Annotated in this window: 25 protein-coding genes; 21 read left to right on the forward strand and 4 right to left on the reverse strand. The window is 69.9% G+C overall.

Translation table 11 applies throughout. The features are described from left to right. Positions 1 to 93: 93 nt before the first annotated feature. The 20 genes from thrB (at position 94) to OG332_RS30495 (ending at position 20,414) form a co-directional block, all read left to right on the forward strand. Positions 94 to 1,020, forward strand: a complete 927-nt coding sequence (gene thrB / locus OG332_RS30400) for a homoserine kinase (protein ID WP_327416459.1) — start codon at positions 94 to 96, stop codon at positions 1,018 to 1,020. 441 nt (positions 1,021 to 1,461) lie between these two features. Beyond that, entirely contained in the window at positions 1,462 to 3,561 is a 2,100-nt protein-coding gene (rho, locus tag OG332_RS30405) for a transcription termination factor Rho (protein ID WP_327416460.1), read from the forward strand. A gap of 256 nt (positions 3,562 to 3,817) precedes the next feature. Continuing rightward, positions 3,818 to 4,918 (forward strand): LCP family protein, encoded by a 1,101-nt coding sequence (locus OG332_RS30410; RefSeq protein WP_327416461.1) that lies wholly within the window; start codon positions 3,818 to 3,820, stop codon positions 4,916 to 4,918. A gap of 196 nt (positions 4,919 to 5,114) precedes the next feature. Continuing rightward, complete coding sequence (gene rpmE, locus OG332_RS30415) at positions 5,115 to 5,333, forward strand: 50S ribosomal protein L31 (RefSeq protein WP_030708126.1); 219 nt, start codon at positions 5,115 to 5,117, stop codon at positions 5,331 to 5,333. Positions 5,334 to 5,450: 117 nt separating this feature from the next. Then, positions 5,451 to 6,530, forward strand: coding sequence for a peptide chain release factor 1 (gene prfA / locus OG332_RS30420; RefSeq protein ID WP_327416462.1), 1,080 nt, complete (start codon positions 5,451 to 5,453; stop codon positions 6,528 to 6,530). A 49-nt stretch (positions 6,531 to 6,579) separates the two neighbouring features. Next, on the forward strand, positions 6,580 to 7,425 hold the full coding sequence (gene prmC / locus OG332_RS30425) for a peptide chain release factor N(5)-glutamine methyltransferase (RefSeq protein WP_030295285.1): 846 nt from the start codon (positions 6,580 to 6,582) through the stop codon (positions 7,423 to 7,425). A gap of 49 nt (positions 7,426 to 7,474) precedes the next feature. Further along, complete coding sequence (locus OG332_RS30430) at positions 7,475 to 8,122, forward strand: L-threonylcarbamoyladenylate synthase (protein WP_327416463.1); 648 nt, start codon at positions 7,475 to 7,477, stop codon at positions 8,120 to 8,122. Beyond that, entirely contained in the window at positions 8,119 to 8,748 is a 630-nt protein-coding gene (locus OG332_RS30435) for an arsenate reductase/protein-tyrosine-phosphatase family protein (RefSeq protein WP_327416464.1), read from the forward strand. The genes OG332_RS30430 and OG332_RS30435 overlap by 4 nt, the downstream gene beginning before the upstream one ends. A 295-nt stretch (positions 8,749 to 9,043) precedes the next feature. Then, a complete protein-coding gene (gene glyA, locus OG332_RS30440; RefSeq protein WP_327416465.1) occupies positions 9,044 to 10,273 on the forward strand; it encodes a serine hydroxymethyltransferase in 1,230 nt (409 codons plus the stop codon). Positions 10,274 to 10,389: 116 nt separating this feature from the next. Further along, positions 10,390 to 11,724, forward strand: coding sequence for an MraY family glycosyltransferase (locus OG332_RS30445; protein ID WP_327416466.1), 1,335 nt, complete (start codon positions 10,390 to 10,392; stop codon positions 11,722 to 11,724). Positions 11,725 to 11,998: 274 nt separating this feature from the next. Further along, entirely contained in the window at positions 11,999 to 12,436 is a 438-nt protein-coding gene (locus tag OG332_RS30450; protein WP_327416467.1) for a hypothetical protein, read from the forward strand. Positions 12,437 to 12,677: 241 nt separating this feature from the next. After that, on the forward strand, positions 12,678 to 13,487 hold the full coding sequence (atpB, locus tag OG332_RS30455; RefSeq protein WP_327419424.1) for a F0F1 ATP synthase subunit A: 810 nt from the start codon (positions 12,678 to 12,680) through the stop codon (positions 13,485 to 13,487). A 76-nt stretch (positions 13,488 to 13,563) separates the two neighbouring features. Continuing rightward, the gene (atpE, locus tag OG332_RS30460) at positions 13,564 to 13,791 is read left to right on the forward strand and encodes an ATP synthase F0 subunit C (protein WP_030386954.1); all 228 of its coding nucleotides are present in this window, start codon (positions 13,564 to 13,566) and stop codon (positions 13,789 to 13,791) included. Between the two features lie 40 nt (positions 13,792 to 13,831). Beyond that, positions 13,832 to 14,374, forward strand: a complete 543-nt coding sequence (locus OG332_RS30465; protein ID WP_053705305.1) for a F0F1 ATP synthase subunit B — start codon at positions 13,832 to 13,834, stop codon at positions 14,372 to 14,374. Further along, positions 14,371 to 15,186 carry a F0F1 ATP synthase subunit delta gene (locus tag OG332_RS30470; RefSeq protein WP_327416468.1) on the forward strand — a complete coding sequence of 272 codons (816 nt, stop codon included), beginning with the start codon at positions 14,371 to 14,373 and terminating at the stop codon, positions 15,184 to 15,186. Before OG332_RS30465 ends, OG332_RS30470 begins: the two co-directional genes overlap by 4 nt. Before the next feature lie 129 nt (positions 15,187 to 15,315). After that, positions 15,316 to 16,911 carry a F0F1 ATP synthase subunit alpha gene (gene atpA, locus OG332_RS30475; protein WP_327416469.1) on the forward strand — a complete coding sequence of 532 codons (1,596 nt, stop codon included), beginning with the start codon at positions 15,316 to 15,318 and terminating at the stop codon, positions 16,909 to 16,911. 20 nt (positions 16,912 to 16,931) lie between these two features. Next, positions 16,932 to 17,849, forward strand: coding sequence for a F0F1 ATP synthase subunit gamma (locus tag OG332_RS30480; protein WP_266614941.1), 918 nt, complete (start codon positions 16,932 to 16,934; stop codon positions 17,847 to 17,849). Next, positions 17,849 to 19,291: a F0F1 ATP synthase subunit beta gene (gene atpD, locus OG332_RS30485; RefSeq protein ID WP_327416470.1), complete on the forward strand. Its 1,443-nt coding sequence runs from the start codon at positions 17,849 to 17,851 to the stop codon at positions 19,289 to 19,291. Before OG332_RS30480 ends, atpD begins: the two co-directional genes overlap by 1 nt. A 140-nt stretch (positions 19,292 to 19,431) precedes the next feature. Beyond that, positions 19,432 to 19,803 carry a F0F1 ATP synthase subunit epsilon gene (locus tag OG332_RS30490; RefSeq protein WP_327416471.1) on the forward strand — a complete coding sequence of 124 codons (372 nt, stop codon included), beginning with the start codon at positions 19,432 to 19,434 and terminating at the stop codon, positions 19,801 to 19,803. A gap of 164 nt (positions 19,804 to 19,967) precedes the next feature. Continuing rightward, on the forward strand, positions 19,968 to 20,414 hold the full coding sequence (locus tag OG332_RS30495; protein ID WP_327416472.1) for a DUF2550 domain-containing protein: 447 nt from the start codon (positions 19,968 to 19,970) through the stop codon (positions 20,412 to 20,414). A 64-nt stretch (positions 20,415 to 20,478) separates the two neighbouring features. Here OG332_RS30495 and OG332_RS30500 read toward each other — a convergent pair whose 3' ends face one another. The 3 genes from OG332_RS30500 to OG332_RS30510 all read right to left on the reverse strand — a co-directional run bounded on the left by OG332_RS30500 (position 20,479) and on the right by OG332_RS30510 (position 24,346). Then, positions 20,479 to 22,329 (reverse strand): glycoside hydrolase family 18 chitinase, encoded by a 1,851-nt coding sequence (locus tag OG332_RS30500; RefSeq protein WP_327416473.1) that lies wholly within the window; start codon positions 22,327 to 22,329, stop codon positions 20,479 to 20,481. A 182-nt stretch (positions 22,330 to 22,511) separates the two neighbouring features. Next, positions 22,512 to 23,165, reverse strand: coding sequence for a response regulator transcription factor (locus OG332_RS30505; protein ID WP_327416474.1), 654 nt, complete (start codon positions 23,163 to 23,165; stop codon positions 22,512 to 22,514). Continuing rightward, positions 23,162 to 24,346, reverse strand: a complete 1,185-nt coding sequence (locus OG332_RS30510; RefSeq protein ID WP_327416475.1) for a sensor histidine kinase — start codon at positions 24,344 to 24,346, stop codon at positions 23,162 to 23,164. The genes OG332_RS30505 and OG332_RS30510 overlap by 4 nt, the downstream gene beginning before the upstream one ends. Positions 24,347 to 24,508: 162 nt before the next feature. Here OG332_RS30510 and OG332_RS30515 point away from each other — a divergent pair, with 162 nt between their 5' ends. Beyond that, positions 24,509 to 25,081: a hypothetical protein gene (locus tag OG332_RS30515; protein ID WP_327416476.1), complete on the forward strand. Its 573-nt coding sequence runs from the start codon at positions 24,509 to 24,511 to the stop codon at positions 25,079 to 25,081. Positions 25,082 to 25,138: 57 nt separating this feature from the next. On the opposite strand, the gene OG332_RS30520 is transcribed toward OG332_RS30515, so the two are convergent. Further along, positions 25,139 to 25,711, reverse strand: a complete 573-nt coding sequence (locus OG332_RS30520) for a cob(I)yrinic acid a,c-diamide adenosyltransferase (protein ID WP_327416477.1) — start codon at positions 25,709 to 25,711, stop codon at positions 25,139 to 25,141. Between the last annotated feature and the right edge of the window lie 47 nt (positions 25,712 to 25,758).

The raw sequence follows: 25,758 nt of genomic DNA on the forward strand, positions 1-25,758 counted from the left end.
AGGGCCTTCGGGTGTCGTACGTTCTCCAGTACATTCGCAGCGAGCCAGCGAAGAGCGAAGATCTCGCACAGTCACAAGGAGTGTCATCGGACGATGGCCGGTCCAGCGTTCCGCGCCGCCGCCGTACGGGTGCGCGTCCCCGCCAGCAGTGCCAACCTCGGCCCGGGCTTCGACGCCCTGGGCCTGGCCCTGGGGCTCTACGACGACGTAGTCGTCCGGGTGGCCGACTCCGGCCTGAACATCGACATCGCGGGTGAGGGCGCCGACACCCTCCCGCGGGACGAGAGCCACCTGCTCGTACGCTCCATGCGCACCGCCTTCGACCTGCTGGGCGGACAGCCGCGCGGCCTCGAGGTCGTCTGCGCCAACCGCATCCCGCACGGCCGGGGCCTCGGCTCCTCGTCCGCCGCGATCTGCGCCGGCATCGTCGCCGCCCGCGCCGTGACCATAGGCGGCGAGGCCAGGCTCGACGACGCGGCGCTGCTGGAGCTCGCCACCGAGATCGAAGGACACCCCGACAACGTCGCCGCCTGTCTGCTCGGCGGGTTCACCCTGGCGTGGATGGACGGGGGCAGTGCCAAGGCGATCCGGATGGAGCCTGCCGAATCCATCGTTCCGGTGGTTTTCGTACCTTCCAAGCCGGTCCTGACGGAGACCGCGCGCGGCCTGCTGCCGCGCACCGTCCCGCACGTGGACGCGGCCGTCAACGCGGGCCGCGCGGGCCTGCTCGTGGAAGCCCTGACCAGGCGTCCCGAGCTGCTCCTGCCGGCCACCGAAGACCGGCTCCACCAGGAGTACCGGTCCCCGGCGATGCCCGAGAGCGTCGCCCTTGTGAACCGGCTGCGGGCGGACGGGATCCCCGCGGTCATCTCCGGCGCGGGCCCCACGGTCCTCGCGCTGGTCGACAACGGCGCGGCCGACAAGGTCGCGCAGCTCGCGGGCGAGGGGTGGGCGGCCAACCGGCTCGCACTCGACGCCGCGGGCGCGAGCGTACTTCCGCTGGGCACCCAGGGCGGCTAGGGCCGTTCTTCTGGATTGCACAGCCGGTCAGGGGCGGGCGGCCAGGGCAGGCCGCCCGCGCGGAAGGGCGCGATTGCCGGTGATTGAGAGGGGGAATATCTATTGGATCCGGTAGTGTTAGTCTCAAGTGCGCATCGGAAGCCGCCATGGCTCGGTGCTCAGCGTCCCCATCCGGGACCACATTTCTTCCGGGAGCCTCCCCGACTGCTTTGACTTCCAGCAGTTTCGAGCACGCTCCGGAATCGGCGTGACATTCCCACGCTTTCAGCTCGGGGGCTTCTCGCCGAAACCACCCATGCACGTTTCTCTCCGCCGTATTTCTACCGGCGGACCACCGCCCCGGCTGCGGTCCACGACCCATCAAGTCATGGACTGTTGTCGGACAGCACAACCGGTCGCCGAGCCAGACAGGCCGACGTCCGCTCCAGGGAAGGACCCTTCGTGAGCGACACCACCGATCTGATGGGCGCTGCCGACACCTCTGTCGACACCAGTGCCCCCGCCGCGGGCGCCGCACCCAAGCGTCGACGCACCGGCACCGGCCTTGACGGCATGGTCCTGGCCGAGCTGCAGCAGGTCGCGTCGGGCCTCGGGATCAGGGGCACCGCGCGGATGCGCAAGAGCCAGCTGATCGAGGTCATCAAGGAGGCGCAGGCGGGCAGCGGTGCCCCCAAGGCCGCGGCCTCCGCCGCCGCAGACACCGCCGAGGCCAAGCCGAAGCGCCGCGCCACCAGCAAGGCCCGAACGGGTGAGGCCGCCGCCGAGGCGCCCGCCGAGAAGCCTGCCGCGCAGGCGCAGATCGAGATCCCGGGTCAGCCGGCCAGCGACGACGCCCCGGTCGGCGAGCGCCGCCGCCGTCGGGCCACGGCCCCCTCCGGCAGCCCGGAGGCCTCGGCCCCCGTCGCCGTGCAGGTCGAGCAGAAGACCGAGACCGTGACCGCCGCCCCGGCGCAGTCCGAGGTCAAGGCCGACGCCACGGCGGTCTCCGCCGGCCAGGCGCAGGGCCAGGACGGCGAGGGCCGCGGCCGTCGCGACCGCCGTGACCGCGCCGAGCGCGGCGACCGCCAGCGCGACCGCCGTGACCGCGGCGCCAAGGGCGACGACCAGGGCCAGGGCGGCCAGGGTCAGGGCCAGGGCGCGCAGGGCGGCCAGGGCCAGGGCCAGGGTCAGGGCGCCCAGGGCGGCGGCCGTCAGGACCGCGCCGACCGCCAGCAGCAGGGCGGCCGCGGCCAGGGCCAGGGCCAGGGTCAGCAGGGCCGTCAGGACCGCCAGGACAACGGTCCCCAGGACGACTTCGACGGTGAGGACGGCCGTCGTGGCCGTCGCGGCCGCTACCGCGACCGCCGTGGCCGTCGTGGCCGCGACGAGTTCGCGCCGAGCGAGCCGCAGGTCGCCGACGACGACGTGCTGATCCCCGTCGCGGGCATCCTCGACATCCTCGACAACTACGCGTTCATCCGGACCTCGGGCTACCTGCCCGGCCCCAACGACGTGTACGTCTCCCTCGCCCAGGTCCGCAAGGCCGGTCTGCGCAAGGGTGACCACACCACCGGTGCCGTGCGCCAGCCCAAGGACGGCGAGCGCCGCGAGAAGTTCAACGCCCTCGTGCGGCTGGACTCGGTGAACGGCATGGCGCCCGAATCCGGCCGCGGCCGACCGGAGTTCCAGAAGCTGACGCCCCTGTACCCGCAGGACCGTCTGCGCCTGGAGACCGACCCGGGCGTGCTGACCACCCGCATCATCGACCTCGTGTCGCCGATCGGCAAGGGCCAGCGCGGTCTGATCGTGGCCCCGCCGAAGACCGGCAAGACCATGATCATGCAGGCGATCGCCAACGCGATCACCACGAACAACCCCGAGTGCCACCTGATGGTCGTCCTGGTCGACGAGCGTCCGGAAGAGGTCACCGACATGCAGCGGTCGGTCAAGGGCGAGGTCATCTCCTCGACCTTCGACCGCCCGGCCGAGGACCACACCACCGTCGCCGAGCTGGCCATCGAGCGCGCCAAGCGTCTCGTCGAGCTGGGTCACGACGTGGTCGTCCTGCTGGACTCCATCACCCGTCTGGGCCGCGCGTACAACCTCGCGGCGCCCGCCTCCGGCCGCATCCTGTCCGGTGGTGTCGACTCGACCGCGCTGTACCCGCCGAAGCGCTTCTTCGGTGCCGCGCGCAACATCGAGGACGGCGGCTCGCTGACCATCCTGGCCACCGCGCTCGTCGACACCGGCTCGCGCATGGACGAGGTGATCTTCGAGGAGTTCAAGGGCACCGGCAACATGGAGCTCAAGCTCGATCGGAAGCTCGCCGACAAGCGCATCTTCCCGGCCGTCGACGTCGACCCGTCGGGCACCCGCAAGGAGGAGATCCTCCTCAACGCGGAGGAGCTCGCCATCGTCTGGAAGCTGCGCCGGGTGCTGCACGCGCTCGACTCGCAGCAGGCGATCGAGCTGCTTCTCGACAAGATGAAGCAGACGAAGTCGAACGCCGAGTTCCTGATGCAGATCGCGAAGACGACCCCGTCGGGCAAGAACGACGACTGAGGTGTGACGCCGGGCGTCTGACGTCCGGCACGTGGCATCACCGCCAGCAGCCCCCGCCGCACCCGCGGCGGGGGCTGCTGCGCGTTCACGGGGCTCCACGGGGCTCCACGCGCGGTCCACGGGCCCCCCGGGTGCGGGCTTCGCCACACCCCGCCCCTGGAACCCTGGACGGCGTTCACCCGTCTGTGTGAGAGGAGCCCGCGGTGGACGGCGGGCCGGAACGGACCAGGGGACCGGACTCAGGACTGAGGAGAGCATGACCGAGGACAGCAAGGGCCGCGGCCGGCGTGCCGCGGGCCGGCGCCGACGCGAACCGGCGAAGCGCCGCAAGGCTCTCGTCATCGCCGCGTGGAGCGCCGCGGGGGTGGTCCTGCTGGGGAGTGCGGGCCTCGGCTACTTCTACTTCAAGCTGAACGGCAATCTGAAGACCGTCGACATCGACCAGGCCCTCGGCGCCGACCGCCCGCAGAACGTCGACAACGGTTCGATGGACATCCTCGTCCTCGGCTCCGACTCCCGGGGCGGCGCCAACGGCGAGTACGGCCGGGACGACGGCGGCTCCGCCCGCTCGGACACCGCGATGATCGTCCACCTGTACGAGGGCCACAAGCAGGCCAGCGTCATATCGATACCGCGCGACACCATGACCGCCCGTCCCGAATGCCCCACCGGCAAGGGCAGGACCGACCCCGGCGGCCCCCGCAAGCAGTTCAACGAGGCCTACACCATCGGCGGGGCCGCCTGCGCGGTCAAGACCGTCGAGAAGATGTCGGGGATCCGCATGGACCACTACATCGAGGTCGACTTCACGGGCTTCAAGAAGATCATCGACAACCTCGGCGGCGTCGACGTGACCACCACCAAGCCGATCAAGGACGGCGCCAGCCACCTCGAGCTCGCGGCCGGCCCGAACCACCTCAACGGCGAACAGGCCCTCGGCCTCGTCCGGACGCGCAAGAGCGTCGGCGACGGCAGCGACCTGGGCCGAATACAGCTCCAGCAGGCCTTCATCAAGGCACTGATCAAGCAGGTCAAGAGCATCGGGGTGTTCGACAACCCCAAGCGGCTCGTCGACCTCGCCGACTCCGGGACCAAGGCGCTCACGACCGACAAGGCGCTCGGCGACGTGAAGTCCCTCATGGGCTTCGCCCAGGGCCTGCAGGGCATCGAGGCCCAGAACATGCACATGATCACCCTGCCGGTGACCGTGGACGCACGCGATGCCGATCGCGTCGCCCCGCTCACGAAGGAGTCGAAGCTGGTCTGGGAAGCGCTGCTCGCGGACCAGCCGATCCCGGCCGAGGCCACCGAGAAGTCCATGGGGGACAAGGGCACGGCCGGCGGCATCGTCCAGTAGGGAGCCCCTGCTCAGGCGGCTCTCGGGCGGATTCCGCGGGGGTGTGGAATAGATGCCGGCCCCCCTCCGTTGAGGGAGGCGTCCTCAGAATTTTGACAGGCAGCCCGGTCCTGGCAGACTGGTCTGTCGGCCCCGGTTCACGCAGTGCGCAATTCGGCTCCTGCGACCCGGCGCCCTCCCGAATCTAGGAGACACCTTGAAGCGCGATGTTCACCCCGAGTACGTCGAGACCCAGGTCAGCTGCACCTGTGGCGCGTCGTTCACCACCCGTAGCACCCTGACCGAGGGCTCCATCCGAGCCGAGGTCTGCTCCGAGTGCCACCCGTTCTACACGGGCAAGCAGAAGATCCTCGACACCGGTGGCCGCGTGGCCCGCTTCGAGGCGCGCTTCGGCAAGGGTGCGGCCAAGAAGTAGCGCGACCCAGGCGCCGGTCTCCGGCCGCCCCCTGTCCACTCGGGGGCGGCCGGACCGGCGCCTTTGTCGTCGTCTCGCCAAGTCACCCCGTTCGTACTTTCACCACAGGAGCCCCCGATGTTCGAGGCGGTCGAGGAATTGGTCGGCGAACACGCCGATCTTGAGAAGAAGCTCGCCGACCCTTCGGTCCACTCCGATCAGGCCAACGCGCGCAAGCTGAACAAGCGCTACGCGGAGCTGACCCCGATCATCGCGACCTTCCGTGCGTGGAAGCAGTCGGCCGAGGACATCGAGACGGCCAAGGAGTTCGCGGCCGACGACCCGGACTTCGCCGCCGAGGTCAAGGAGCTGACCCAGCAGCGCGAAGAGCTCACCGAGAAGCTCCGCCTGCTGCTGGTCCCGCGCGACCCCAGCGACGACAAGGACGTGCTCCTCGAGGTCAAGGCGGGCGCGGGCGGCGACGAGTCGGCGCTGTTCGCCGGCGACCTGCTGCGCATGTACCTGCGCTACGCCGAGCGGGTGGGCTGGAAGACCGAGATCATCGACGCCACCGAGTCCGAGCTCGGCGGCTACAAGGACGTCCAGGTCTCCGTCCGCACCAAGGGCGGCAACGGCGCCACCGAGCCCGGCCAGGGCGTGTGGGCCCGCCTGAAGTACGAAGGCGGCGTGCACCGCGTCCAGCGGGTTCCGGCCACCGAGTCCCAGGGCCGCATCCACACCTCCGCCGCCGGCGTGCTCGTCACCCCGGAGGCCGAGGAGGTCGAGGTCGAGATCAACATGAACGACCTCCGCATCGACGTGTACCGCTCGTCCGGCCCCGGCGGCCAGTCCGTCAACACCACCGACTCGGCCGTGCGCATCACGCACATCCCGACCGGTGTGGTCGCCTCCTGCCAGAACGAGAAGAGCCAGCTCCAGAACAAGGAGCAGGCCATGCGCATCCTGCGCTCGCGCCTGCTGGCCGCCGCCCAGGAGGCCGCCGAGCAGGAGGCCTCCGACGTGCGCCGCAGCCAGGTGCGCAGCGTGGACCGCTCCGAGAAGATCCGTACGTACAACTACCCGGAAAACCGGATCTCGGACCACCGGACCGGTTTCAAGGCGTACAACTTGGACCAGGTGCTCGACGGTGACCTCGACCCGGTCATCCAGGCCTGCGTGGACACCGACTCCGCAGCCAAGCTCGCGGCCGCGCACTGACCCTGATCCCTGCTCCACCCCCCGTTCGACAGCAGCCCGGAGGACCAGCGTGAACTTGCTGCTTGCCGAGGTGGCCCAGGCCACCCAGCGGCTGGCCGCCGCCGGCGTGCCCTCACCGCGTTTCGACGCGGAGGAGCTCGCGGCCTTCGTGCACGGCGTCAAACGGGGGGAACTGCACCACGTCAAGGACGCGGACTTCGACGCCCGCTACTGGGAGGCCGTCGCCCGCCGCGAGGCGCGCGAGCCGCTCCAGCACATCACCGGCCGCGCCTTCTTCCGGTACCTGGAGCTCCAGGTCGGACCCGGGGTCTTCGTGCCCCGGCCCGAGACCGAGTCGGTCGTGGACTGGGCCATACACGCCGTCCGGGCGATGGACGTGGTCGAGCCGATGATCGTGGACCTGTGCACCGGCTCCGGCGCCATCGCTCTGGCCATGGCGCAGGAGGTGCCGCGCTCGCGCGTGCACGCCGTCGAGCTGTCCGAGGACGCGCTGCGGTGGACCCGCAAGAACGCCGAGGGCTCCCGGGTCACCGTGCACCAGGGCGACGCCCTGAGCGCCCTGCCGGAGCTCGACGGCCAGGTCGACCTGGTCATCTCCAACCCGCCGTACATCCCGCTCACCGAGTGGGAGTACGTCGCGCCCGAGGCCCGCGACCACGACCCGGAGATGGCGCTCTTCTCCGGCGAGGACGGCCTGGACACCATCCGCGGCATCGAGCGCACCGCCCACCGGCTGCTGCGGCCCGGCGGCATCGTCGTCATCGAGCACGCCGACACCCAGGGCGGCCAGGTCCCGTGGATCTTCGCCGAGGAACGGGGCTGGGCCGACGCGGCCGACCACCCGGACCTCAACAACCGCCCCCGCTTCGCGACCGCGCGCAAGGCACTGCCGTGACCGGCGCGACGATTCCCGCCACCCCCCTGCTGCACGAGGAGGCCCGCTGATGGCCCGGCGATACGACTGCAACGACGCGACGGACCGTAAGACGGGTCTGCGTGAAGCCGCATCCGCCGTGCGCCGCGGCGAGCTCGTCGTGCTGCCCACCGACACCCTGTACGGGATCGGCGCGGACGCCTTCAGCCCGGAGGCCGTCCACGACCTGCTCGCCGCCAAGGGCCGGGGCCGCGGCATGCCCACCCCGGTGCTCATCGGCTCCCCGAACACCCTGCACGGCCTCGTCACGGACTTCTCCGAGCAGGCGTGGGAGCTCGTCGACGCCTTCTGGCCGGGCGCGCTGACGCTGGTCGCCAAGCACCAGCCGTCCCTGGCGTGGGACCTGGGGGACACCGACGGCACGGTCGCCGTCCGCATGCCCCTGCACCCCGTCGCGATCGAGCTGCTGACCGAGGTCGGCCCGATGGCGGTGTCCTCGGCCAACCTGTCCGGGCACCCGGCGCCGGAGGACTGCGACGCGGCGCGCGAGATGCTCGGGGACTCCGTGTCCGTGTACCTGGACGGCGGCCCGACGCCCGGCATCCAGCCGTCGTCGATCGTCGACGTCACCGGGAAGGTTCCCGTCCTGCTGCGGGAGGGTGCGCTCACCGCCGAGCAGCTGCGGGAGGTCGTACCCGACCTCGAGGTCGCCCCGTGAGCCCTGAGGGGCGTGGCATAGCTGGGGGAACTTTCCGCATACTCCACGTCAGCACCGGCAACGTGTGCCGCTCGCCGATCACCGAGCGGCTGACGCGGCACGCCCTGTCGCACCGGCTCGGCGGGATCGTGACCGGCGACCTCATCGTGGAGAGCGCGGGTACCTGGGGCCACGAGGGCGCCCCGATGGAGGCCAACGCGGCCGCCGTACTGGCGGACTTCGGAGCCGACGCCTCCGGCTTCACCGGGCGGGAACTGCTGGACGAGCACGTCATACGCGCCGACCTGGTCCTGACCGCCACGCGCGACCACCGGGCGCAGGTCATCTCGATGGGTCACTCGGCCGGCCTGCGGACCTTCACGCTGAAGGAATTCACCCGGCTGGTGCGGGCGATAGATCCGGCCACGCTGCCGCCGCTGGACGACGGCATGGCGGAGCGGGCACGGGCGCTGGTGCGGGCCGCCGCGGCGCTGCGGGGGTGGCTGCTGGCCCCTTCGCCGGACGCGGACGAGGTGTACGACCCGTACGGGGCGCCGATCACCTTCTTCCGCTCGATCGGCGACGAGATCAACCAGGCGCTGGACCCCGTGGTCACGGCCCTGACGGGCGTCACGGCCTCCCGCTGACGCGCTGACCTGCGGGCCGGTCGCCGGTTCCCCGCCCGGGGCCGCGCGCCTCAACGCCGGCGGGGCTGAAAGACCGGGGCTCCGCCCCGGACCCCGCGCCTCAAACGCCGGCGGGGCTGGTTGTGCCGGCAGAGCTGCAAGACCGGTGCTCCGCCCCGGACCCCGCGCCTCAAACGCCGGCGGGGCCCGATGCGCCGGCGGGGCTGGATCGGGCGGAGCCCCGGCGCCGCCGCAGGGCGCGGTGAGGGCCGCGGGCCTACAGTGGCTGGTACCCGGTACCACCTGGAGTCGCGCCATGAGCGTCATCACCCAGTCCACGGACCTGCTGCGGCAGCAGGATCCGCAGATGGCCGACGTGCTCGACGGGGAGCGCCGGCGCCAGGCCGGCAGCTTGCAGCTGATCGCCGCCGAGAACTTCACCTCCGCAGCCGTGCTCGGCGCGCTCGGGTCGCCGCTCGCCAACAAGTACGCCGAGGGGTACCCCGGCAACCGGTACCACGGCGGCTGTGAATACGCCGACCTGGCCGAGCAGATCGCCGTGGAGCGGGCCAAGGCGCTGTTCGGGGCCGAGCACGCCAACGTGCAGCCGCACTCCGGCTCCTCCGCCGTGCTGGCCGCGTACGCCGCCCTGCTGCGGCCCGGGGACACCGTGCTGGCGATGGGGCTCCTGTACGGGGGCCACCTCACCCACGGCTCGCCCGCCAACTTCTCCGGGCGCTGGTTCGACTTCGTCGGGTACGGGGTCGACGCCGAGACGGGTCTCATCGACTACGAGCAGGTGCAGGACCTCGCCCGCGCACACCGGCCCAAGGCGATCGTGTGCGGGTCCATCTCCTACCCCCGCCACCCCGAGTACTCGGCCTTCCGGGAGATCGCCGACGAGGTCGGGGCCTACCTGATCGCCGACGCGGCCCATCCGATCGGCCTGGTGGCCGGCGGGGCCGCGCCCAGTCCGGTGCCCTACGCCGACGTCGTCTGCGCGACCACGCACAAGGTGCTGCGCGGGCCGCGCGGCGGGATGGTCCTGTGCGGCGCCGAGTTCGCCGAGCGCATCGACCGGGCGGTGTTCCCCTTCACCCAGGGCGGCGCCCAGATGCACACCATCGCCGCCAAGGCCGTGGCCTTCGGCGAGGCGGCCCGGCCGGCCTTCACCACGTACGCCCACCGGGTCGTCGCCAATGCCCGGGTGATCGCGGGCGCCCTCGAAGAGCACGGGTTCACGATCACCACCGGCGGCACCGACACCCATCTGATCACCGCCGATCCGGCGCCGCTGGGCATGGACGGTCCGACCGCGCGCGGCCGGCTGGCCGCCGCCGGGATCGTGCTCGACACCTGCGCCCTCCCGTACGGGGACCAGCGGGGCGTCCGGCTGGGAACGGCCGCCGTGACCACCCAGGGGATGGGGGAGGCGGAGATGCACCGGATCGCGGCTCTGTTCGCGGCCGGGCTGCGCGGGGATGGCGCGAAGACACGTACGGAGGTCAATGAGCTGGCGCTGGAATTTCCCCCTTACGGGGAGTAAGCGGGGCAAGAGGGACGTAGTGCAACCGGGATACGGCCCCCTCGCGTCCTCGGGGGAGGGGACATCGCAGCTAATGTGTGGGGCTGAGATGGCCGGCGATACATCTGGGGCAGCCCGTGCGTGAATATCTGCTGACGCTTTGCGTCACGGTCGCGGTGACCTACCTGCTGACCGGGCCCGTGCGGAAGTTCGCGATCGCGGCCGGGGCCATGCCGGAGATCCGTGCCCGCGACGTGCACCGAGAGCCCACGCCACGGCTGGGCGGCATCGCCATGTTCGGCGGTCTGTGCGCGGGTCTGCTGGTCGCCGACCACCTGCGGAACCTGAACGGCGTCTTCGAGCTGTCGAACGAGCCGCGCGCACTGCTCTCCGGTGCGGCGCTGATCTGGCTGGTCGGCGTGCTGGACGACAAGTTCGAGATCGACGCCCTGATCAAGCTCGGCGCGCAGATGATCTCCGCCGGCGTGATGGTCATGCAGGGCCTGACGATCCTGTGGATCCCGGTGCCCTTCTTCGGCACGGTCTCGCTCACCCAGTGGCAGGGCAACCTGCTCACCGTGGCCCTCGTGGTGGTCACCATCAACGCGGTGAACTTCGTCGACGGCCTCGACGGCCTGGCCGCGGGCATGGTCTGCATCGCCGCCGCGGCGTTCTTCCTCTACTCGTACCGGATCTGGTTCGGCTACGGCATCGAGGCGGCCGCGCCGGCCACCCTCTTCGCCGCGATCCTGATGGGCATGTGCCTCGGCTTCCTGCCGCACAACATGCATCCCGCGCGGATCTTCATGGGCGACTCCGGCTCGATGCTGATCGGCCTGGTGCTCGCCGCCGCCGCCATCTCCATCACCGGCCAGGTGGACCCCGACGCCCTGGCCCTGTACGCGCAGGGCGAGCGCAACGCGACCCACGCGATGCTCCCCGTCTTCATCCCGCTGATCCTGCCCCTGACGATCATCGCGATCCCGATGGCGGACCTGATCCTGGCCATCGTGCGGCGTACGTGGAAGGGCCAGTCGCCCTTCGCGGCCGACCGCGGGCACCTGCACCACCGCCTGCTGGAGCTCGGACATTCGCACAGCCGCGCGGTCCTGATCATGTACTTCTGGTCGGGGCTGATCGCCTTCGGCACGGTGGCCTATTCGGTGCATTCCGCCACGATGTGGATCGTGGCTGCCATCGCCGCGCTGAGCGCCGTGGGTCTGATCCTGCTGCTCCTGCCGCGCTTCACCCCGCGTACCCCGCGCTGGGCGGAGGGTCTGGTTCCGCCGCGCTACCGGCACGCCGCACGGGCGGCCGAGGCCGCCGCGGAAGCGGCCGCGCTGGATGCCTCGGGCGCGGAGCCGGAGCCCGTCAGGCCGATCGCGGCGGGCGTCTCCGGCGTCAACGGAGCGACCGCCGTGGGCCCCCGTTCGCGCTTCCCCGACCGACGTAAGGCTGAATCCACCCGCTGACAGCCGCATCGTATGTCGGACATGGCGCCTCTTTACCAGACAACCCGCACGCCTATCGTGCACACACGCGCAGGGTCACTCTCATGTGTGACAGTCAGCACACCCGGCAGGTAAAGCTCTCATCAAATAGTTTGTGATACCGTTCACTAAACCCGGCGACAGAGCCGAAGGACCGTAGTGCGACGGTCCCTTGGCCCGAGGTTCTCTCTCGGACCGGGCTTACGCTCGTCCCGTACGAGTCCAGTGCCCCCACCACCACGCGGAGCAAACCGCCATGCGGTCAGATGACGTCCGACTCCTCCTGCAAGCCGCCGTACCCACGGCTGTCGCCGGCGCTCTCGCCGCCGTGATCAGCGCGTTGGTCGTCGGCGGCAAGGGCGCGGTCGGGGCCGTCGTCGCGACGCTGGTCGTGATTCTTTTCATGGGCATCGGATTCGTCGTTCTGCAGCGCACGGCGAGGTCACTCCCGCATCTTTTCCAGGCCATGGGGCTCATGCTCTACACGGCCCAGATTCTGCTGCTTTTCGTCTTTGTCGCGGCGTTCAAGAACACCACCCTGTTCAACCCCAAGGCGTTCGCGATCACGCTCGTCGCCACCACCCTGGTGTGGATCGGCGCGCAGACCCGTGCTCATATGAAGGCCAAGATTCTTTACGTCGAGCCGGACTCGGTGAAGGGCGACAAGCCCGAAAATCCGGGGCCGAAGTCGTGAAGGGTAGGGCCGGGATAAGCGAGCGTTCGAGATCCTGCTATCGTCCGGTGCCAACTGCGGCACTGCGGGCGCGGGCATCTGAGCTGACGCCTGTCCCATCGCGAGGCTCGATGCCTGACTGCCGCCCCACCATCCGATACACCAGTCCAGTGCCGAACCGCGGCTGCGCGCCGCGCCGACACAACGAGGTTGCCGTACCTATGCGCCACGCTGAAGGAGCCCTGCGGTGAGTGCTGCTGACATGACGCTCGCCTTCGAGATCAATTGTCATTTCGAAGACGGCACTGGCTGCGGCTTCCCGGGCCCGACCCTGTACTCGTTCCTGTTCCACCCGATCTTCGGTGACGCGGACAGCAACCTGTACTTCAACAAGACGATGCTGCTGGCCCTGCTGGGCTCGGTCATCATCGTCGGCTTCTTCTGGGCCGCGTTCCGGAAGCCGAAGGTCGTCCCGGGCAAGCTGCAGATGGTCGCCGAGGCGGGCTACGACTTCGTGCGCCGCGGCATCGTCTACGAGACGCTGGGCAAGAAGGAAGGCGAGAAGTACGTCCCCTTCATGGTCGCGACGTTCTTCTTCGTCTGGATGATGAACCTCTGGTCGATCGTCCCGCTCGCCCAGTTCCCGGTGACCGCGGTCATCGCGTACCCGGCCGGCCTGGCCCTCGTCATCTACATCATGTGGATGTCGGTGACCTTCAAGCGCCACGGCTTCGTCGGCGGCTTCAAGAACATCACCGGCTACGACAAGTCCCTCGGCGGGATCCTGCCGCTGGTCATGGTGATCGAGTTCTTCTCGAACGTCCTGGTCCGCCCCTTCACCCACGCGGTCCGACTGTTCGCGAACATGTTCGCCGGTCACACCCTGCTGCTGCTGTTCACCATCGCCAGCTGGTACCTGCTGAACGGGATCGGCATCGCCTACGCGGGCGTCTCGTTCGTCATGGTCATCGTGATGACCGCGTTCGAGCTCTTCATCCAGGCCGTCCAGGCCTACGTCTTCGTGCTCCTGGCCTGCAGCTTCCTGCAGGGTGCGGTCGCCGAGCACCACTGAGCGCAGCCGCTCCGCAAACCCCCAGTCGTCCGGTGGCCAACCCCCACCGGTCCGTGAAAGAGAAGGAAGAACTGGCATGTCCCAGACCCTTGCTGCCGTCACCGGTTCCCTCAGCTCCGTGGGCTACGGCCTCGCGGCCATCGGCCCCGGCGTCGGCGTCGGCATCATCTTCGGTAACGGCACCCAGGCGCTCGCCCGTCAGCCCGAAGCTGCCGGTCTGATCCGCGCCAACCAGATCCTCGGCTTCGCCTTCTGTGAGGCGCTCGCCCTCATCGGTCTGGTCATGCCGTTCGTCTACAGCTGACGAACCCCACGACTAGTCCGAATCGACGAAAGGCACTGATGTGAACCTCCTGGTTCTCGCGGCCGAGGAGCCGGGTAACCCGCTCGTCCCGCCGATCCCCGAGCTCGTCATCGGTCTGCTCGCCTTCGTCATCGTCTTCGGTTTCCTCGCGAAGAAGCTCCTCCCGAACATCAACAAGGTTCTGGAAGAGCGCCGCGAGGCCATCGAGGGCGGTATCGAGAAGGCGGAATCCGCCCAGACCGAGGCCCAGAGCGTCCTGGAGCAGTACAAGGCCCAGCTCGCCGAAGCCCGGCACGAGGCCGCGCGCCTGCGCCAGGAAGCGCTGGAGCAGGGCACTGCGCTCAAGGAAGAACTGCGCGCAGAGGGCCAGCGGCAGCGTGAGGAGATCATCGCTGCCGGTCACGCCCAGATCGCGGCGGACCGCAAGGCCGCTTCCCAGGCGCTGCGTCAGGACGTGGGCAAGCTCGCCACCGACCTGGCCGGAAAGCTCGTCGGCGAGTCCCTTGAGGACCACGCCCGGCAGAGCCGCACCATCGACCGCTTCCTCAGCGAGCTTGAGGAGAAGGCCGAGGCGGCCCGATGAACGGAGCGAGCCGCGAGGCGCTGGCCTCCGCGCGTGAGCGTCTCGACGCGCTGACGGACAACACGTCCGTCGACGCTGCGAAGCTCGCCGGTGAGCTGGCTGCCGTCACCGCGCTGCTCGACCGTGAGGTCTCGCTGCGTCGGGTCCTCACCGACCCGGCGCAGTCCGGCGAGGCCAAGGCCGAGCTGGCCGGACGGCTGCTCGGCGGCCAGGTCGGCGGGGAGACCCTCGACCTGGTGTCCGGCATGGTCCGGTCCCGCTGGTCGCAGTCCCGCGACCTGGTGGACTCGCTGGAGGAGCTGGCGGCCACCGCCGACCTCACGGCGGCCCAGCAGGGCGACGCGCTCGACAACGTCGAGGACGAGGTGTTCCGGTTCGGCCGGATCGTCTCCTCGAGCACCGAGCTGCGTTCCGCGCTGACCGACCGCGCGGCCACCGCCTCCGCCAAGAGCGAGCTGCTGCGCAGCCTGCTCGGCGGCAAGGTGAACGCCGTCACCGAGCGCCTGGTGATCCGTCTTGTCACGCACCCGCGTGGACGTAGCCTGGAAGCGGGACTCGAGTCCCTTTCCAAGCTCGCCGCCGAGCGCCGTGACCGCATGGTCGCCACCGTGACCAGCGCGGTTCCGCTCAGCGACGTGCAGAAGACGCGTCTCGGCGCGGTGCTGGCCAAGCTGTACGGCCGCCAGATGCACCTGAACCTCGACGTGGACCCCGAGGTCCTCGGCGGGATCTCGGTGCGAGTCGGCGACGAGGTCATCGACGGCACCATCGCGGACCGCCTCGCAGAGGCGTCCCGCCGCATGGCCGGCTGACCAGCCACCAATAGAACAAAGCATTCCTAGCGGCCCGGTTGGGCCGTGCAGAACTTGCAGAAGATTCCTGGGGGTCGCCCCCAGACCCCTAAGAAGCTTCAGGCCCAACAAGGAGAGCAGGGAACCCAGATGGCGGAGCTCACGATCCGGCCGGAGGAGATCCGGGACGCACTGGAGAACTTTGTCCAGTCGTACCAGCCGGACGCGGCCTCGCGCGAGGAGGTCGGAACGGTCAGCGTTGCCGGCGACGGCATCGCGAAGGTGGAGGGCCTGCCCTCCGCCATGGCGAACGAGCTGCTGAAGTTCGAGGACGGCACCCTCGGTCTCGCCCTCAACCTCGAGGAGCGCGAGATCGGTGCGGTCGTCCTCGGCGAGTTCAGCGGCATCGAGGAGGGCCAGCCGGTGCAGCGCACCGGTGAGGTGCTCTCCGTCGGCGTCGGCGAGGGTTACCTCGGCCGCGTCGTCGACCCGCTCGGCAACCCGATCGACGGTCTCGGCGAGATCGCGACCGAAGGCCGCCGCGCCCTCGAGCTGCAGGCCCCCGGCGTCATGGTCCGCAAGTCGGTCCACGAGCCGATGCAGACCGGCTACAAGGCCATCGACGCGATGGTCCCCGTCGGCCGTGGCCAGCGTCAGCTGATCATCGGCGACCGTCAGACGGGTAAGACCGCCCTGGCCGTCGACACGATCATCAACCAGCGCGACAACTGGCGCTCGGGCGACGTGAACAAGCAGGTTCGCTGCATCTACGTCGCCATCGGCCAGAAGGGCTCGACCATCGCGTCCGTTCGCGGCGCGCTGGAAGACGCGGGCGCGCTCGAGTACACGACGATCGTCGCCGCCCCGGCGTCCGACCCGGCCGGCTTCAAGTACCTGGCGCCGTACACCGGTTCCGCCATCGGCCAGCACTGGATGTACGCCGGCAAGCACGTCCTGATCATCTTCGACGACCTGTCGAAGCAGGCCGACGCCTACCGCGCCGTGTCGCTGCTGCTGCGCCGCCCGCCGGGCCGCGAGGCCTACCCGGGTGACGTCTTCTACCTGCACTCCCGTCTGCTGGAGCGCTGCGCGAAGCTGTCCGACGAGATGGGTGCCGGTTCGATGACCGGTCTGCCGATCGTCGAGACCAAGGCGAACGACGTGTCGGCGTTCATCCCGACCAACGTCATCTCCATCACCGACGGCCAGTGCTTCCTGGAGTCCGACCTGTTCAACGCGGGCCAGCGCCCGGCGCTGAACGTCGGTATCTCGGTCTCCCGCGTCGGTGGCTCCGCCCAGCACAAGGCCATGAAGCAGGTTTCCGGCCGTCTGCGCCTGGACCTCGCCCAGTACCGTGAGCTGGAGGCGTTCGCCGCCTTCGGTTCCGACCTGGACGCCGCGTCGAAGGCTTCGCTGGAGCGCGGCAAGCGTCTGGTCGAGCTGCTGAAGCAGGGCCAGTACCAGCCGATGCCCGTCGAGGAGCAGGTCGTCTCCGTCTGGGCCGGCACCACCGGCAAGATGGACGACGTTCCGGTCGCCGACATCCGTCGCTTCGAGTCGGAGCTGCTGGAGCACCTGCGCCGCGAGCGCAAGGACCTCCTCACCTCCATCGCCGACGGCGGCAAGATGTCGGACGACACCCTGTCCTCCATCGCGGACGCCATCACCGGCTTCAAGCGGCAGTTCGAGACCTCGGACGGCAAGCTCCTGGGCGAGGACGCACCGGCCGTCAACGTCTCCAAGTGACGACGGAAGGGACCTGACTCATGGGAGCGCAGCTCCGGGTCTACAAGCGTCGCATCCGTGCCATCACGGCGACCAAGAAGATCACCAAGGCGATGGAGATGATCGCCGCCTCGCGCATCGTCAAGGCGCAGCGCAAGGTGGCGGCGTCGATGCCGTACGCGACCGAGCTCACCCGTGCGGTGACCGCGGTGGCGACCGGTTCGAACACCAAGCACGCCCTGACGACCGAGGTCGAGCAGCCGACCCGTGCCGCGATCCTGCTCATCACGAGCGACCGCGGTCTGGCCGGCGGCTACTCCTCGAACGCCATCAAGCAGGCGGAGCGGCTCACCGAGCGGCTGCGCGCTGAGGGCAAGGAGGTCGACACGTACATCGTCGGCCGCAAGGGTGTCGCCTACTTCGGGTTCCGCGAGCGCAAGGTCGCGGATTCGTGGACCGGCTTCACCGACAGCCCGGCCTACGCCGACGCCAAGCGCGTCGCCGGACCGCTGATCGAGGCCATCCAGCTGGACACGGCCGAGGGCGGCGTCGACGAGCTGCACGTCGTCTACACGGAATTCGTGTCGATGATGACGCAGAACGCGGTCGACGGCCGGATGCTGCCGCTCAGCCTCGACAAGGCAGAGGAGGAGACCGGCGCGAAGGGCGAGATCCTTCCGCTGTTCGACTTCGAGCCGTCGGCGGAGGACGTCCTCGACGCCCTTCTGCCGCGCTACGTCGAGAGCCGCATCTACAACGCACTGCTGCAGTCGGCCGCTTCCGAGCACGCCGCCCGCCGCCGCGCGATGAAGTCGGCGACCGACAACGCCGGAGACCTCATCAAGAGCCTCTCCCGGCTTGCCAACGCGGCCCGCCAGGCCGAAATCACCCAGGAAATCAGCGAGATCGTCGGTGGCGCGAGCGCCATGGCTGACGCGACCGCGGGGAGTGACAAGTAATGACGACCACTGTTGAGACGGCCGCCGCCACGGGCCGCGTCGCCCGGGTCATCGGCCCGGTCGTCGACGTGGAGTTCCCCGTCGACGCCATGCCCGAGATCTACAACGCCCTCAAGGTCCAGGTCGCCGACCCGGCCGAGGACGGCAAGCTCAAGACCCTGACCCTCGAGGTCGCGCAGCACCTGGGTGACGGCGTCGTCCGCACCATCTCGATGCAGCCGACCGACGGTCTGGTCCGCCAGGCCCCGGTGATCGACACGGGCGAGGGCATCACCGTCCCCGTCGGTGACTTCACCAAGGGCAAGGTGTTCAACACCCTCGGTGAGGTGCTGAACTACCCGGAGGAGAACGCCAACGTCACCGAGCGCTGGCCGATCCACCGCAAGGCCCCTCGCTTCGACGAGCTCGAGTCGAAGACCGAGATGTTCGAGACCGGCGTCAAGGTCATCGACCTTCTCACCCCGTACGTCAAGGGTGGAAAGATCGGTCTGTTCGGTGGTGCCGGTGTCGGCAAGACCGTTCTGATCCAGGAAATGATCTACCGCGTCGCCAACAACCACGACGGTGTGTCGGTCTTCGCGGGCGTCGGTGAGCGTACCCGTGAGGGCAACGACCTCATCGAGGAAATGGCCGACTCGGGCGTCATCGACAAGACGGCGCTTGTCTTCGGCCAGATGGACGAGCCCCCGGGCACCCGTCTTCGCGTCGCGCTTGCCGGTCTGACCATGGCGGAGTACTTCCGCGATGTGCAGAAGCAGGACGTGCTCTTCTTCATCGACAACATCTTCCGTTACACCCAGGCCGGTTCCGAGGTCTCCACGCTGCTCGGCCGCATGCCGTCCGCAGTGGGTTACCAGCCGAACCTCGCTGACGAGATGGGTCTGCTGCAGGAGCGCATCACCTCGACCCGTGGTCACTCGATCACCTCGATGCAGGCGATCTACGTCCCCGCGGACGACCTGACCGACCCGGCGCCGGCGACCACCTTCGCCCACCTCGACGCGACGACGGTTCTTTCCCGTCCGATCTCCGAGAAGGGCATCTACCCGGCCGTGGACCCGCTGGACTCGACGTCCCGCATCCTCGACCCGCGGTACATCGCGGCGGACCACTACGCCACGGCGATGCGCGTCAAGGGGATCCTCCAGAAGTACAAGGACCTCCAGGACATCATCGCGATCCTCGGTATCGACGAGCTGGGCGAGGAGGACAAGCTCGTTGTCCACCGTGCCCGTCGCGTCGAGCGCTTCCTGTCGCAGAACACCCACGTGGCGAAGCAGTTCACCGGTGTGGACGGGTCGGACGTTCCGCTGGAGGAGTCGATCACCGCGTTCAACGCGATCTGCGACGGTGACTACGACCACTTCCCCGAGCAGGCGTTCTTCCTGTGCGGTGGCATCGAGGACCTGAAGGCCAACGCCAAGGAGCTGGGCGTCTCCTGATCCGGCGCGCTCCTCACGGAGCGCATCCGGTTCGCACGTTCTGAGGAGAGGGGCGGGTGTGTCCCGTCCCTCTCCCCACGCCCATTAGAATTTGACCCAACACCCGGCCGACCCGCCGGGTGGTGACCCGAGGAGCCACCTTGGCTGCTGAGCTGCACGTCGAGCTGGTCGCGGCGGACCGCAATGTCTGGTCCGGCGAGGCCACCCTTGTTGTCGCCCGCACCACGTCCGGCGACATCGGCGTCATGCCCGGTCACCAGCCGCTTCTCGGTGTGCTGGAATCGGGCCCTGTGACCATCCGCACCAGCGAGGGCAGCACTGTCGTCGCCGCGGTGCACGGCGGTTTCATCTCGTTCGCGGACGACAAGCTGTCCCTGCTGGCCGAGATCGCCGAGCTCGCGGACGAGATTGACGTCCAGCGTGCGGAGCGGGCACTGGAGCGCGCGAAGGCGGAGGCGGATGCCGCCGCCGAGCGTCGCGCTGATGTCCGGCTGCGCGCCGTAACGGGCTGAACGCCCGTCGGAGTTTGAACCGCTGAGCACCGGGGGGCGACCGCCGGGGCTCGGCAGACCTCAGCCGCGGTCCGTTCTGGAATTTTCCAGACCGGGTCGCGGCTGTGGCGATGCAGGTCTGTTTTTTTCTCATGCGTATTCGATGAGCGAGGAGGTCGGTGAAGATGCTCCTCGCTCTGCTTGTGAGCGGCCTGGTCGTAGCCCTGGTGGTGATCGGGTTGTTTGTCTTCGGACTGCGCCGCAGGCTCATCCAGCGGTCCGGCGGGACCTTCGACTGCAGCATGCGCTGGGGCGTGGCCGACAAGCCCGACGTCTCCGGCAAGGGCTGGGTGTACGGGGTCGCGCGCTACAGCGGTGACCGGATCGAGTGGTTCCGGGTGTTCTCGTACTCCCACCGGCCGCGCCGGCTGCTGGAGCGTTCCTCCATCGAGGTCGTCGCCCGCCGCGCCCCTGAGGGCGAGGAGGAGCTGGCCCTGCTCTCCGACGCCGTCGTGCTCGGCTGTGTCCACCGCGGGACCCGCCTGGAGCTGGCGATGAGCGAGGACGCGCTGACCGGCTTCCTGGCCTGGCTGGAGGCGGCGCCTCCCGGGCAGAGGGTGAACGTGGCCTGACGTCTTTCAGACGTGAAGAAGCCGGGGAGACGGGGGCGGACCCGTCTCCCCGGCTTCCGTCTTGCTACTGCAGCCCGGTGTGGATCGCGTTCGCGAGCTCACCGTTGCCGGTGTCGCCGCTGAACTCCCAGAAGAAGGCTCCCTTGAGGCCCTGCTGCTTGGCCCAGGTCATCTTCCCGGCGATGGTCGCGGGGGTGTCGTAGCTCCACCAGTTGCCGCCGCACTTGGCGTAGGCCGTGCCGGCGACGGTGCCGGTGGCCGGGCAGCTGGTCTTGAGCACCTTGTAGTCCTCGATGCCCTGCTCGTACGTGCCCGGAGCCGGTCCGGTGGCGGTGCCGCCGGGTGCCGCCTGCGTGACGCCGGTCCAGCCGCGGCCGTAGAAGCCGATGCCGAGGTTGAGCTTGGCGCCGGGGACGCCCTTGGCCTTGAGCTTGGCGATGGCGTCGGCCGAGTTGAAGCCGGCCTGCGGGATGCCCGCGTACGAGGTGAGCGGGGAGTGCGGGGCCGTCGGGCCCTGCGCCGCCCAGGCGCCGAAGAAGTCGTACGTCATCACGTTGTAGAAGTCGACGTACTGCGCGGCGCCGCCGTAGTCGGCCGCGTCGATCTTGCCGCCGCTGGAGGCGTCGGCGGTGATGGCTGCGGTGACCAGGTTGTTCGCGCCGAACTTGGCGCGCGTCGCCTGCATCAGGTTCTTGAAGGCGGCGGCGCCGCTGGTGTCACAGGACAGACCGCAGGCGTTCGGGTACTCCCAGTCCAGGTCGATCCCGTCGAAGACGTCGGCCCAGCGCGGGTCCTCGACCAGGTTGTAGCAGGACTGGGCGAAGGCGGTCGGGTTGGCCGCGGCCTGCGGGAATCCGCCGGACCAGGTCCAGCCGCCGAAGGACCACAGGATCTTGATGTGGGGATAGGCTTTCTTCAGCTTGCGCAGCTGGTTGAAGTTGCCGCGCAGCGGCTGGTCCCAGGTGTCGGCGACGCCGTCGACGCTCTGGTCGGCGGTGTAGGCCTTGTCGTAGTCGGCGTAGGCGTCACCGATGGTGCACTGGCCGTTCTGGACGTTGCCGAAGGCGTAGTTGATGTGGGTGATCTTGCCCGCCGTACCCGAGGTGACCAGGTTCTTCACGTGGTAGTTGCGCCCGTAGACGCCCCACTCGGTGAAGTAGCCGAGCTTGACCTTGCCGCCCGGGTCCGGGGGAATGACGCCGCCGGTGGTCGTCACCGAGAGCGTGCCGGAGGAGGCGCCGGTCTGGTCGGCGGTGTCACGGGCGGTGACGCTGTACGTGTACGTGGTGCCCTTGGTCAGGCCCGAGTCCGCGTAGCCGGTGCCGGTGACGGTGGCGATCTTGGCGGAGCCGCGGTAGACGTCGTAGTTCTTGACGCCCTTGTCGTCGGTGGCGGGGGACCAGCTCAGGGTGAGCGAGGTGTCGGCGACGTTGGTCGCGGCGGGGGTGCCGGGAGCCGTGGGGGGAGTGTCGCCGGGCTGGGTGCCGTCGCAGGAGACGCCGTTGATCTTGCAGCCGCCGGGGGCGCCGGAGCCGGCGCCGTTGAAGCCGAAGCCGGCGCTCGCGCCGGGGGCGAGGGTGCCGTTCCAGCCGACGTTCTTGGCCGTCCAGTGGGTGCCCGAGCCGGTGACGGTGGCGTCCCAGGCCGAGGTGACCGAGGTGCCGGCCGGGTAGTCCCACTCCACGGTCCAGCTGGTGAGGGTGGTGGTGCCGGTGTTCTTCACCACCCACTTGCCCTCGAAGCCGGTGCCCCAGTCGGAGACCTTGGTGTACGTCGCCGTCGCGGAGGCGGCTGCCTGGGCCGGCCCGGCCAGGGCGACGAGTCCGCTGACGGGCAGGGCGAGGGCGGCCACGACGGCCGCGACTCTGCTGAAGAACCGGGTGCGCCTGGTGCGGGGTGGGGATGCTGTGCTCAAGGGTGATCCTCCGTAGGTCCGTCTCGGTCGTGGGGGACCTCGACATGGGCGTGGGACCTGCGCCGCCCGTGAGCACGCTTTGTCATGGCGCGCTCACCACAGTGTTGCGGCGAGCGTAGAAAGGTCTGGACCAACCGTCAAGAGGTCCAGACCGGTACGCGCCGTGCCGACCGGGGTCGGAGCTATATCCCCAACTCCTGTGCCAGTACGGCGGCTTGGAGCCGACTGCGGAGATCCAGTTTCCCGAGCAGGCGGCTGACGTGCGTCTTCGCCGTCGCCTCCGCCATCTCCAGCCGCACGGCGATCTCCGCGTTCGACAGGCCCTCGCCCAGCGCGCTCAGCACCTCCCGCTCCCGCGGGGTCAGCGAGGCCACCGCCGCGGCCGTCTCCGGCGCCGGGGTGGCCCGGGCCGGCCGGGGAGCCGCGAACTCGGCGATCAGCCGCCGGGTCACCGCCGGGGCGATCAGGCCCTCCCCGCGCGCGACCGTCCGTACCGCCTCGATCAGCTCCGCCGCGTCCGCGTTCTTCAGGAGGAAGCCCGCGGCCCCCGCGCGCAGCGCCCCGAAGACGTACTCGTCGAGGTCGAAGGTCGTCAGCACCAGGACATCGGCCAGGCCCTCCGCGACCACCTCGCGCGTCGCGGACACCCCGTCCAGCCTGGGCATCTGCACATCCATGAGGACGAGGTCCGGCCGCAGCTCCCGGGCCAGGCGCACCGCCTCCTCCCCGTCGCCGGCCTCGCCCACCACCTCGATGTCCCCCGCGCTGCGCAGGATGAGCACCAGCCCGGCCCGCACCGCGCCCTGATCCTCCGCCACCACCACCCGGATGGTCATGCCTCCACCGCCTTCTCCTCCGCGGGCAGTGTCGCCCGCACCTGCCACACCGCGCCGGACCGGCCCGCCGTGAACTCTCCGCCCAGCAGCTCCGTCCGCTCCCGCATGCCGATCAGCCCGGCCCCGGAGCCGGGCGCGCGGGGGCCCGGCCGGTCCCCGTAGGGCGAGTCCACCCCCACGGTCAGCAGCCCGTCCGTGTGCGCCACGCGGATCGTGACCGTCCCCGGGGCGGCGTGCTTGAGCGCATTGGTCAGCGACTCCTGGACGATCCGGTACGCCGCCAGCTCCACCGGGGCCGCCGTCTGCTCCCCGGGCGGCCGCTCGTCATGGAGCACGAAATCCAGTCCGCTCGCCGAACCGTTGGTCTTCGCCTGTCCGACCAGGGCGTCCAGACCGTCCAGCGAGGGCACGGCGACCGCTTCCTGTTCCGCTCCGGCCTCCCGCAGCAGCCCGATCAGGCGGCGCATCTCGGCCAGGCCCTGCACGCTGTTCTCGCGGATCACCCCGAGTGCCTCGCGGCTGGTGGCGGCCGTGTCGATGGAGAGCGCGGCGGTGGAGTGGATCGCGATGGCGGACAGGTGGTTGGCCACCATGTCGTGCAGCTCGCGGGCCATCCGCGCGCGTTCGGCGACCACGGCCTGGCTGCGGTCCATTTCGGCCAGCAGCGCGGTCTGCTCGGCGCGCAGCCGGGCGGCCACGGCGGCCTCGCGGTGGTTGCGCAGCGTGGCGCCGGTCAGCGCCGGGGCGAAGCTCACGATGCCGGTGACCACGCCGATCAGCAGGGCCTGCGGGGTGCGCAACCAGGCCACCGAGGCGATGGTGACGACGACGGTGATCAGCCCGGTGCTGACCGGGAGCCGGCGGGCCATGGACGGTTTCCCGTACACGACGGCCGCGTACATGAGGTCGGTGAAGATCACGACGGTGGCGAGGCTGCCGACCGTGAACTGGTCGGCGATCACCCCGAGGGTGCCGACGGCGAGGGTCACCGACGGCTTGGTGCGGCGCAGCAGCTCCATCGAACCGAGGGCCACGAGGGGCACCAGGGCGGCCCAGTCCGGCAGGAAGTGCCGGCTGCCGTTGCTGTAGACCCCGAGCGACCAGAACACCAGGCCCACGAGCACGCTGAACACGGCCAGCAGGACGTCGTCGCGGTGGGGGCGCAGGCTCTTCGTGGTCACGGTCCCATCCAACAGGGTGTCCGGGCCGCGCACGTCGGAGCAGGGGCCGACGTGCGGCTACATCGAAGGATGCAGGCACACGTCGTCAGCGGCGACGACGCGACCGGCCCGGCGGGACGGGAGCCTGGGAGGGAACCGGAAACCTAGCGGACGGAGAGTCCCGTGATCGTCGCGCTGATCATCGCTTGTGAGGTCGGCTTCTGGGTGCTGCTGGCGGCCGGCCTGGCCCTGCGCTACCTGGCGCGGATGCCCAGGCTGGGGGCGGCGGTCCTGCTGTGCGAGCCGCTGATGGAACTGGCTCTGCTGGTGGTCACCACGCTCGACCTCAAGAACGGCGCCGAGCCGGACTGGAAGCACGGTGTGGCCGCGCTCTACATCGGCTACACCGTCGGCTACGGCCACTACACGATCAAGTGGCTCGACGGGCACGCCGCGCACCGGCTGGCCGGGGGGCCCAAGCCGGCCGGCGCCGGGTATGGGAAGGCGCGGGCCGTGCACGAGTGGAAGCTGTGGGTCCGTACCGTCGTCGCCGCCGCGGTCGCCCTCGGCCTGCTCCAGGCGGCCATCTGGTACGTCGGCGACGCGGGCGACGTCAGCTCGCTCGAGGCCTGGCGGTTCGGCGCCCTGCGGGCGGTCGGCATCCACGCCCTGGTCGCCGTCGCCTACACGATCTGGCCGAAAAAGGCCCCCGCGGGCGTCGAGGAGCGGCCCGTAATGGCGAAGACCGAGCGATAGCGGTACGCGGGGCCTCGGGGGGGCGGCCCCGCGTGGCGGACGGCGGCGCCCCGCGCGCTACCGTTCGCCGCCCGGCACCCACAGCACGTCCCCGACCTCCTTGTTGGCCACCCGGGCCAGGATGAACAGCAGGTCGGAGAGGCGGTTCAGATAGGTGGCGGTGAGCGGGTTCATCACCTCGCCGTGCACCTCCAGCGCCGCCCACGTCGAGCGCTCGGCGCGCCGGACCACCGTGCAGGCCTGGTGCAGCAGGGCCGCGCCGGGGGTGCCGCCGGGCAGGATGAAGCTGCGCAGCTTCTCCACCTGCTCCAGGAAGTGGTCGCAGTCCGCCTCCAGCTTGTCGACGTAGAACTGCTCCACCCGCAGCGGCGGGTACTCCGGCTTCTCGACCACCGGGGTGCACAGGTCCGCGCCCACGTCGAACAGGTCGTTCTGCACGCGGACCAGGACCTTCACGACCTCCGCAGGGAGCCCGCCGAGCGCGACGGCCGTCCCGATGGCCGCGTTGGCCTCGTTGGCGTCGGCGTAGGCGGAGATCCGCAGGTCGGTCTTGGCCGTGCGGCTCATGTCGCCGAGGGCGGTCGTGCCCGAGTCGCCGGTACGGGTGTAGATGCGCGTGAGGTTCACCATGCGGCCAGCGTAGACGGACCGCCCCCGGCCCCGGCGAGCCGGAGGAC

The organism is Streptomyces sp. NBC_01233, from assembly GCF_035989305.1.
Lineage (GTDB): Bacteria > Actinomycetota > Actinomycetes > Streptomycetales > Streptomycetaceae > Streptomyces.